The sequence below is a fragment of the Streptomyces scabichelini genome, assembly GCF_011045015.1.
Classification (GTDB): Bacteria; Actinomycetota; Actinomycetes; order Streptomycetales; family Streptomycetaceae; genus Streptomyces; species Streptomyces scabichelini.
The window spans coordinates 20577-30191 of sequence record NZ_JAAKZY010000126.1; the positions used below are offsets into that span (position 1 = coordinate 20577).

The window sequence follows — 9615 nt, forward strand, 5'->3', positions numbered from 1 at the left end:
GTTCTTTGTCTGGAAATCTTTGTTTCCCGGGGGAAGCGAGGAGGTTACCGGTGCCCCCGCGTTCATACGAATCTACAAGACGATCGCCCTGGCCAGCCGACTCCTTCATGGTTTCGGTGACTGACCCTGGTGGGGGACCACGCTGTGTACTGACGTCAATCCACGTGAACAGCACCTGAACGAGCCGATCCCGCCGCACAAGATCTGGCTCGAACGGAACGCCCCACGACACGAAGAAGAGAGCCGGTCATGGACTTCCTTCGCCCCGCCAGTTGGGAGGAGGCGCTCGCCGCGAAGGCCGAGCACCCCACCGCTGTGCCGATTGCGGGTGGCACCGATGTGATGGTCGAGATCAACTTCGACCACCGCCGCCCGGAGTACCTCCTGGACCTCAACCGCATCGGCGAGCTGAGCGACTGGGAGGTCGGCGAGGAGACGGTCCGGCTCGGCGCCTCCGTCCCGTACACCCGGATCATGGAGCAGCTGCGGGCCGAGCTGCCGGGCCTGGCCCTGGCCTCGCACACCGTGGCCTCCCCGCAGATCCGCAACCGCGGCGGTGTCGGCGGCAACCTCGGCACCGCCTCCCCGGCCGGTGACGCCCACCCCGCGCTCCTCGCGGCGGGCGCCGAGGTCGAGGCCGAGTCCGTACGAGGATCCCGGCGCATCCCGATCGACGCCTTCTACACCGGCGTGAAGCGCAACGCGCTCGCCGCCGACGAGCTGATCAGGGCCGTACACATCAACAAGGCCGACGGACCGCAGCAGTTCTCCAAGGTCGGCACCCGCAACGCGATGGTGATCGCGGTGTGCGCCTTCGGTCTCGCCCTGCATCCCTCCACTCGCACGGTGCGCACCGGTATCGGCTCGGCCGCCCCGACCCCGATCCGCGCCGGGGCCGCCGAGGAGTTCCTGAACGCGGCGCTCGACGAGGGCGGCTTCTGGGACAACGGCAAGATCATCACCCCGTCGGTCGCCAAGCAGTTCGCGGACCTGTGCGCCGCCGCCTGCAGCCCGATCGACGACGTACGGGGCACGGCGAGCTACCGCCGCCACGCGGTCGGCGTCATGGCCCGCCGCACGCTGACCTGGACCTGGGAGTCGTACCGCGGCACCGCCGCCGCACATCAGAAGGGCAGTGCTGCGTAATGCGCGTCAACTTCACGGTCAACGGCCGTCCGCAGGAAGCCGACGACGTGTGGGAGGGCGAGTCCCTGCTGTACGTGCTGAGGGAGCGCCTGGGGCTGCCGGGTTCCAAGAACGCCTGCGAGCAGGGGGAATGCGGGTCGTGCACGGTCCGCCTCGACGGCGTACCGGTGTGTTCGTGTCTGGTCGCGGCGGGGCAGGTGGAAGGCCGCGAGGTCGTCACCGTGGAGGGCCTTGCGGACTACGCCAAGCAGCGTGCCGAGGGGTGCGGGACCGGTTCGTGCGGTACGCCGCTCGACGCGGCCAAGCGGTGGGCCGCCCAGGGCACCGACTCCCAGACCGGCGAAGGCACCGAACTCTCCCCCATCCAGCAGGCGTTCATCGACGCCGGCGCCGTGCAGTGCGGCTTCTGCACCCCGGGTCTGCTGGTCGCGGCCGACGAGATGCTGGAGCGCAACCCGACGCCGACCGACGCGGACATCCGCGAGGCGCTGTCGGGCAACCTCTGCCGCTGCACCGGCTACGAGACGATCATGGACGCGGTCCGCCTCGCGGCCGCCCGGCAGGGAGAGGCGGTCTGACATGCCCACCAACGGCGCCCCCGTCGGCACTCCCACCAAGGTCACCCAGGGCTCGAAGACCAAGGGCGGCATCGGCGAGTCCACGCTCCGCCCGGACGGCACGCTCAAGGTCACCGGCGAGTTCGCATACTCGTCCGACATGTGGCACGAGGACATGCTGTGGGGCCAGATCCTGCGCTCCACGGTGGCCCACGCGGAGATCGTCTCCATCGACACCAGCGAGGCTCTTGCGCAGCCCGGTGTCTACGCCGTCATGACGTACGACGACCTGCCGACCGACGTGCGGAACTACGGACTGGAGATCCAGGACACCCCCGTCCTCGCCCACGGCAAGGTCCGCCACCACGGCGAACCGGTCGCGATCGTCGCCGCCGACCACCCCGAGACCGCGCGCCGCGCCGCCGCGAAGATCAAGGTCGAGTACCGCGAACTCCCGGTCGTCACCGACGAGTCGAGCGCCACCGCCCCGGACGCCCCCCTGATCCACGAGGGCCGCACCGACCACCACATCGGCCACGTCCCGCACCCGAACATCCTGCACCGCCAGCCGGTCATCCGCGGAGACGTGGAGGAGGCCCGCCGTCGCGCCGACTTCATCGTCGAGGGCGACTACACCTTCGGCATGCAGGACCAGGCCTTCCTCGGCCCGGAGTCCGGCCTGGCCGTCCCCGCCGAGGACGGCGGCGTCGACCTCTACATCGCCACCCAGTGGCTGCACTCCGACCTCCGCCAGATCGCCCCCGTCCTCGGCCTGCCCGAGGACAAGGTCCGGATGACGCTCTCCGGCGTCGGCGGCGCCTTCGGCGGGCGCGAGGACCTGTCGATGCAGATCCACGCCTGCCTGCTGGCGCTGCGCACGGGCAAGCCGGTGAAGATCGTCTACAACCGGTTCGAGTCCTTCTTCGGCCACGTCCACCGCCACCCCGCGAAGCTCCACTACGAGCACGGGGCGACGAAGGACGGCAAGCTCACGCACCTCAAGGCCCGGATCGTGCTCGACGGCGGCGCGTACGCCTCCGCCTCCCCGGCCGTCGTCGGCAACGCGGCCTCCCTCGGCGCGGGCCCGTACGTCATCGACGACGTCGACATCGAGGCCCTCGCGCTCTACACCAACAACCCGCCCTGCGGCGCCATGCGCGGCTTCGGCGCCGTCCAGGCGTGCTTCGCGTACGAGGCGCAGATGGACAAGCTCGCCGACAAGGTGGGCATGGACCGGGTCGAGTTCCGCCGGCTCAACGCGATGGAACAGGGGACCCTCCTGCCGACGGGCCAGCCCGTCGACTCGCCCGCCCCGGTCGCCGAACTCCTGCGCCGCGTCAAGGCGATGCCGCTGCCGCCGGAGCGCCAGTGGGAGAGCTCCCAGGGCGCGGACGTACGGCAGCTCCCGGGCGGCCTCTCCAACACCACGCACGGCGAAGGCGTCGTACGCGGTGTCGGCTACGCGGTCGGCATCAAGAACGTCGGCTTCTCCGAGGGCTTCGACGACTACTCGACCGCCAAGGTCCGCATGGAGGTGGCCGGCGGCGAGCCCGTCGTGACCGTCCACACCGCGATGGCGGAGGTCGGCCAGGGCGGTGTCACCGTCCACGCGCAGATCGCCCGCACCGAGCTCGGCGTCGCCCAGGTGACGATCCAGCCGGCCGACACACAGGTGGGTTCCGCGGGCTCGACGTCGGCGTCCCGTCAGACGTACGTCACCGGCGGCGCCGTCAAGAACGCCTGCGAGCTGGTCCGCGAGAAGGTGCTGGAGATCGGGCGCCGCAAGTTCGGCACGTACCACCCCGCCTGGGCCACGGCCGAACTGCTGCTGGAGGGCGGCAAGGTCGTCACCGACGGCGGTGAGGTCCTGGCCGACCTGGTGGACGTACTCGAGGACGAGGCGGTCGAGGTCGAGGAGGAGTGGCGGCACCGGCCGACCGAGCCCTTCGACCTCCGTACCGGGCAGGGCTTCGGACACGTCCAGTACTCGTTCGCCGCGCACCGGGCCGTGGTCGAGGTCGACACCGAGCTGGGCCTGGTGAAGGTCATCGAGCTGGCCTGCGCCCAGGACGTCGGCAAGGCCCTCAACCCGCTGTCCGTCATCGGCCAGATCCAGGGCGGTACGACCCAGGGCCTGGGCGTCGCCGTCATGGAGGAGATCATCGTCGACCCGAAGACGGCGAAGGTCAGAAACCCCTCCTTCACGGACTATCTGATCCCCACGATTCTCGACACGCCGACCATCCCCGTCGACGTGCTCGAACTCGCCGACGCCCACGCCCCGTACGGGCTCCGTGGCGCGGGCGAGGCCCCGACCCTGTCGTCGACTCCGGCCGTCCTGGCGGCGATCCGGAACGCGACGGGACTGGAGCTGAACAGGACGCCGGTACGGCCCGAACACCTCACGGGAACCGTCTGAGCAGTCCAGTACCACGTTCGTCTCGGGCCGTCCCCCGGGTCGTGCACCTCCCCAAATCCCGCACACCGCCGAAGGCAGTTCGCGGGTGTCCCTATGAACCTTGGGAGCAGGCCCACATGCCCCAGTCACTGGAACCCAGGACCGTCGCCGAGGACGCGGGTGCGGGAACCCGCGTCCCGGCCGGCCGGTCCTGGCTCGACCGGTACTTCCACATATCCCAGCGAGGATCCACGGTCGCGCGCGAGACGCGCGGCGGCATCACCACCTTCATGGCGATGGCGTACATCCTCCTGCTCAACCCCCTCATCCTGTCCGGCAAGGACGCCGCGGGGGACACGCTCGGCCGGCAGGCCCTGATCACCGCGACGGCGTTCGCGGCGGCGGCCACCACGCTCCTGATGGGCGTCTTCGGCAAGGTGCCCCTCGCCCTGGCCGCCGGACTCTCCGTCTCCGGCGTCCTCTCCTCGCAGGTCGCACCCCAGATGACCTGGCCGCAGGCGATGGGCATGTGCGTGATGTACGGCGTCGTGATCATGCTCCTCGTCGTCACGGGGCTGCGCGAGATGATCATGAACGCGATCCCGCTGGCGCTGAAGCACGCCATCACCATGGGCATCGGCCTGTTCGTCGCCCTGATCGGCTTCTACAAGGCGGGCTTCGTCCACCAGGGCAAGGCGACCCCGGTCTCCCTCGGCCCGGCCGGCGAACTCGCCGGCTGGCCGGTCCTGCTCTTCGCCGTGACACTCCTCGTGATCTTCATGCTCCAGGCGCGCGGCGTCCCCGGCGCGATCCTGATCGGCATCGTCGGCGGCACCGTACTCGCCGTGCTCCTCAACGCCGCAGGTGTCATCGACCCGAAGCAATGGGCGAGCGGGGCGCCGGAGTTGCACGGCAGCGCGGTGTCCATGCCGGACTTCTCGATCTTCGGAAACGTCGAGTTCGGCGGCTGGGGCGAGGTCGGGGCGATGACGGTGGGCATGATCGTCTTCACGCTCGTACTCGCCGGATTCTTCGACGCGATGGCCACCATCATCGGCGTCGGCACCGAGGCGAAACTGGCCGACGAGAAGGGCCGGATGCCGGGCCTGTCCAAGGCGTTGTTCATCGACGGCGCGGGCGGCGCGATCGGCGGAGTCTCGGGCGCTTCCGGCCAGACGGTGTTCGTCGAGTCCGCGACGGGAGTCGGCGAGGGCGCCCGTACGGGCCTGTCCTCCGTCGTCACGGGCCTGTTCTTCGCGGCCTGCCTGTTCTTCACCCCGCTCACCGCGATCGTCCCCGGCGAGGTCGCGGCGGCGGCCCTGGTGGTCATCGGCGCCATGATGATGTCGAACGCCCGGCACGTGGACTGGGCCGACCGCGCCACCGCGATACCGGTCTTCCTGACCGTCGTGATCATGCCGTTCACGTACTCCATCACCGCGGGCGTCGCGGCCGGAGTGATCAGCTACGTCGCCATCAAGATCGCCCAGGGCAAGGCCCGGGAGATCGGGGCGTTCATGTGGGGCCTGACGGCGATCTTCGTCGTGTACTTCGCCCTGAACCCGATCGAGAGCTGGCTGGGCGTCCACTGACACTCACGCACGTACTCGTACTGACACCCTGACGCCCTGACATCCGCTCACGTACCCGTTGGGAGACCGAGATGCTGGACATCGCCGAAGAGCTGCACCGGTGGGTCGAGCAGGGACGCGACTTCGCCGTGGCCACCGTGGTGGCCGTCGGCGGCAGCGCCCCGCGCGGGCCCGGCGCCGCCCTCGCGGTGGACTCCGGGGGCACGGCCATCGGCTCGGTCTCCGGCGGCTGCGTGGAGGGCGCGGTGTACGAACTGTGCCAACAGGCGTTGACGGACGGCGAGTCCGTCCTGGAGCGCTTCGGCTACAGCGACGAGGACGCCTTCGCGGTGGGCCTGACGTGCGGCGGCATCATCGACATCCTGGTGACGCCGGTACGCGCCTCGGACCCCGGCCGGGAGGTGCTCGCGTCGGCGCTGGCCGGCGCGGCTCGCGGGGAGGCGGCGGCGGTCGCGCGCATCGTCTCCGGGCCGGGGGAGTTGCTGGGGCGTGCCCTGCTCGTACGACCTGACGGCTCGTACGGCTCATGCGGCTCGTACGAGGGCGGATTCGGCGCCCATCCCGAGCTGGACCGCACGGTGGCGGGTGAGGCGGGCGCGTTCCTGGACGCGGGCCGCACCGGCACCCTGGAGATAGGAGAGCAGGGCTCTCGCTGCGGAGCACCGCTCACGGTGTTGGTCGAGTCGTCGGTGCCGCCGCCGCGGATGCTCGTCTTCGGCGCGATCGACTTCGCGTCGGCGTTGGTACGCATCGGCAAGTTCCTGGGTTACCACGTGACGGTGTGCGACGCGCGGCCGGTCTTCACCACGGCGGCGCGCTTCCCCGAGGCCGACGAGATCGTCGTCGAGTGGCCGCACCGGTACCTGGAGCGGACGTCGGTGGACGCCCGCACGGTCCTGTGCGTCCTGACCCACGACGCCAAGTTCGACGTACCGCTGCTGCGGCTGGCGCTGCGGCTGCCGGTTGCGTACGTGGGCGCGATGGGTTCCCGGCGCACGCACCTGGACCGGAACGAGCGGCTGCGCGAAGTCGGCGTGACCGAGCTGGAGTTGGCGCGGCTCAGGTCGCCGATCGGACTCGACCTCGGAGCCCGTACGCCGGAGGAGACGGCCCTGTCGATCGCGTCGGAGATCGTCGCCAACCGGCGTGGCGGGAGCGGGGTTTCGCTGACCGGGGCGCATACGCCGATCCATCATGACGTGACGTCGGCATCGGAGCGGGCGGGGCGGATCGGGTCGGTGGCCTGAGCTCAGGTGGACCGAGGGGGCAGGTAACCGAGTTGTACGCCGAGTGTGGACCTGCGGGTCACCAGAGTTCCGCGCCCGGGCGGCTGATGGCTCGGTTTGACCGCTCCCAGCAGCGCTCCTTCGGACCGGTCGCCGGAGAGTACGAGACCCTGCCCGCCGAGGTCCTTCATCCGTTGCATGAACGGTTCGTAGGTGGATCTGGAGGCTCCGGCCGTGCTGCGTGCCAGCACCACGCGCAGGCCCAGGTCGCGGGCGAACGGCAGATATTCCAGGAGCGGCGTCAACGGGTTGCCGGTGCTCGTCGAGACCAGGTCGTAGTCGTCGACCAGCAGGTATACGTCCTTGCCCTGGTACCAGCTGCGGTTGCGCAGTTGTTCGGCCGTGACATCGGGGCCGGGCATCCTGTCATGGAGGACACCGGCCAACTGGTTGATCACGTCAGCGACCGGCGGCCCCGATGGGCAGTAACTCAGGATGTGTTCCTCGGGGATCTCACCGAGCAGCGACCGCCGGTAGTCGACCGCGATCAGCTGGGCTTTGTCCGGTGAGAGCCGCGTGCAGACCTGATGAGCCAGCAGCCGCAGGAACGAGCTCTTGCCGGACTCGCTGTCGCCGAACACCAGGAACAAGGGGTCCGTCTCGAAGTCGAGGAACACCGGAGCGAGGCTGGAGTCGTCGATTCCGATGGCGACGGTCCGGCCGGGGGCCTGGTCGGGGCCCGGTAGTTCGTCGACGGGTACCAGCTCCGGCAGCGTACGCACCGGCGGGGCCTCCGGGCCTGTCCAGTGCTTGCGCACGCTCTCCACCAGCCGGCCCGTCTGGTCGAGGAGCTCTCCTTCGGCGTCGTTCTCGAATTTCGGCACAGCGGTCAGGAAGTGCAGCTTGTCGTGCGACAGTCCCCGGCCCGGAGCCCCCAGGGGAACGTACGAGGCCAGCTTCCGGTCGATCTCGGACTCCGTCGGATCACTGAGCCGCAGCTCGATCCGTCCGAGCAACTGATCGCGCATCGAGGCACGGACCTCCCCGTGCCGGGAGGCGCTGATCAGCAGATGCACGCCGTAGCTCAGGCCGCGCTGGGCGATGTCGGTGATGACCGGTTCGAGCGCCTCATAGTCCGTGCGGAAGGTCGCCCAGCCGTCGATGACCAGGAAGACGTCGCCCCACGGCTGGTCCGGCCACTCCCCGGCCGCCCGCCGCCTGCGATACGTGGCGATCGACTCGATTCCGTGGGTGCGAAAGAACTCCTCGCGTTCTGCGAGGACCCTCGCCACGTCGGCGACCGTGCGCCGCACCCGGTCCGCCTCCAGCCGCGAGGAGACCCCGCCGACGTGCGGCAGCCGGGCCAGGGGCTCCAGTCTCCCGCCGCCGAAGTCGAGGCAGTAGAACTGCGCCTCCTGAGGCGTGTGGGTGAGGGCGAACGAGGTGACGAGTGTGGCCAGGAGCGTCGACTTCCCGGACTGTGGTCCGCCGACGATGAGACTGTGGCCCTCGGCACCGGAGGCATCTATGAGGCACACGCTGAACTGCTGGTTGAACGGGTCGTCCGCCACCGCGTAAGGGGCACGCAGTGGCTGTGCCCACGGGGGCAGCCCAGGGGCGTGGAGACCGCGCTCAGTGGTGGTGGTGAGGTCGTTGGGGAACAGGCCCTCCGCAGAACGCGGTTGCCTGAGCGGCGGCAGCCAGATACGGCGGGCCGGCGGCTCCGTGGCCGACAGTTGGCCGACGACGACCTCCATCAGCGAAGTGGAGTCGTCGGTGTTATCGGCGTTCGGCAGAGGGGCGGATACGTACGAGGCCTTGAAGCGGACCAGCACGTCCGTCGTGTTCGCCTTGAGGAAACCGGCGCCCGGGGCCGACGGCAGGTGGTACGCGTCGGGATAGCCCAGCACCGCGCGGGACTCGCTGGCGCTGAAGACGCGCAGACCGATGCGGTACGACAGGTAGGTGTCCACTCCGCGCAGGCTGCCCTCCTCCAGTCGCTGCGAGGCCAGCAGGAGATGGACGCCCAGCGAACGCCCGAGGCGGCCGATCAGCACGAACAGGTCCTGGAAGTCGGGCTGGGCGACGAGGAGTTCGGAGAACTCGTCGATCACCAGCACCAGTGCGGGCATGGGTTCGAGGTCGTCCCGGGAAGCGCGAGCCTTCTCGTATTCATGGAAGGCGGGCAAGCCCGCAGCGCGCAGCAGCTCCTGACGCCGGTGCAGTTCACCGCTGATCGCGTCTTGCATCCGCGCCATGAGTAGGGGATCGCCCTCAAGGTTCGTGATGAACCCCGACACATGCGGCAGGTCTGCCAGGCCGGTGAAGGCCGCACCGCCCTTGAAGTCGGCTAGTACGAAGGTGACTTCTTCCGGGGAATGGCGGACGGCGAGCCCGAGCACGATCGTGCGCAGCAGTTCGGACTTGCCGGAACCGGTCGCCCCCACCAAGATCCCGTGCGGACCCGTCCCACCCTGTGCGCCCTCCTTGAGGTCGAGTAGCACCGGCCGGCCGTCCTCGCCGACGCCGATCGGCACCTTCAGCCGGTCGCCGGGGGACGGACGGCTGCGCAGGGCCGGCAGGTTCAGTGAGGACGGGTTGTCGATGCCCAGCATCCCGTTGTAGTTGGCAAGCTGCCAGTCGCTGCGGACACTCCTGACCGCCGTGCCTCCCCCTTCATGAAGCGCCGCCCACCC

At 69.7% G+C, this 9615-nt stretch carries 6 protein-coding genes; 5 read left to right on the forward strand and 1 reads right to left on the reverse strand.

The window, feature by feature from the left end; genetic code table 11:
• Positions 1-249 precede the first annotated feature (249 nt).
• From G5C60_RS31870 to G5C60_RS31890, 5 genes are all read left to right on the forward strand, one after another.
• On the forward strand, positions 250-1146 hold the full coding sequence (locus G5C60_RS31870) for an FAD binding domain-containing protein (RefSeq protein WP_165264479.1): 897 nt from the start codon (positions 250-252) through the stop codon (positions 1144-1146).
• Positions 1146-1724 carry a (2Fe-2S)-binding protein gene (locus G5C60_RS31875; RefSeq protein WP_165264480.1) on the forward strand — a complete coding sequence of 193 codons (579 nt, stop codon included), beginning with the start codon at positions 1146-1148 and terminating at the stop codon, positions 1722-1724. Before G5C60_RS31870 ends, G5C60_RS31875 begins: the two co-directional genes overlap by 1 nt.
• Before the next feature lies 1 nt (position 1725).
• A complete protein-coding gene (locus G5C60_RS31880; RefSeq protein WP_165264481.1) occupies positions 1726-4122 on the forward strand; it encodes a xanthine dehydrogenase family protein molybdopterin-binding subunit in 2397 nt (798 codons plus the stop codon).
• Positions 4123-4238: 116 nt separating this feature from the next.
• Positions 4239-5693, forward strand: a complete 1455-nt coding sequence (locus tag G5C60_RS31885) for an NCS2 family permease (protein ID WP_165264482.1) — start codon at positions 4239-4241, stop codon at positions 5691-5693.
• 71 nt (positions 5694-5764) lie between these two features.
• On the forward strand, positions 5765-6940 hold the full coding sequence (locus tag G5C60_RS31890; protein ID WP_165264483.1) for an XdhC family protein: 1176 nt from the start codon (positions 5765-5767) through the stop codon (positions 6938-6940).
• 2 nt (positions 6941-6942) lie between these two features.
• Here the strand turns inward: G5C60_RS31890 and eccCb are convergent.
• The coding region (eccCb, locus tag G5C60_RS31895; protein WP_165264484.1) for a type VII secretion protein EccCb at positions 6943-9615 on the reverse strand (2673 nt) is incomplete at its 5' end.

Excerpts from the sequence above, each read along its gene's own strand:
- G5C60_RS31885 (WP_165264482.1), top strand. The coding sequence starts at position 4,239 with ATGCCCCAGTCACTGGAACCCAGGACCGTCGCCGAGGACGCGGGTGCG.
- G5C60_RS31875 (WP_165264480.1), top strand. The coding sequence starts at position 1,146 with ATGCGCGTCAACTTCACGGTCAACGGCCGTCCGCAGGAAGCCGACGAC.
- G5C60_RS31870 (WP_165264479.1), top strand. The coding sequence starts at position 250 with ATGGACTTCCTTCGCCCCGCCAGTTGGGAGGAGGCGCTCGCCGCGAAG.
- G5C60_RS31890 (WP_165264483.1), top strand. The coding sequence starts at position 5,765 with ATGCTGGACATCGCCGAAGAGCTGCACCGGTGGGTCGAGCAGGGACGC.
- G5C60_RS31880 (WP_165264481.1), top strand. The coding sequence starts at position 1,726 with ATGCCCACCAACGGCGCCCCCGTCGGCACTCCCACCAAGGTCACCCAG.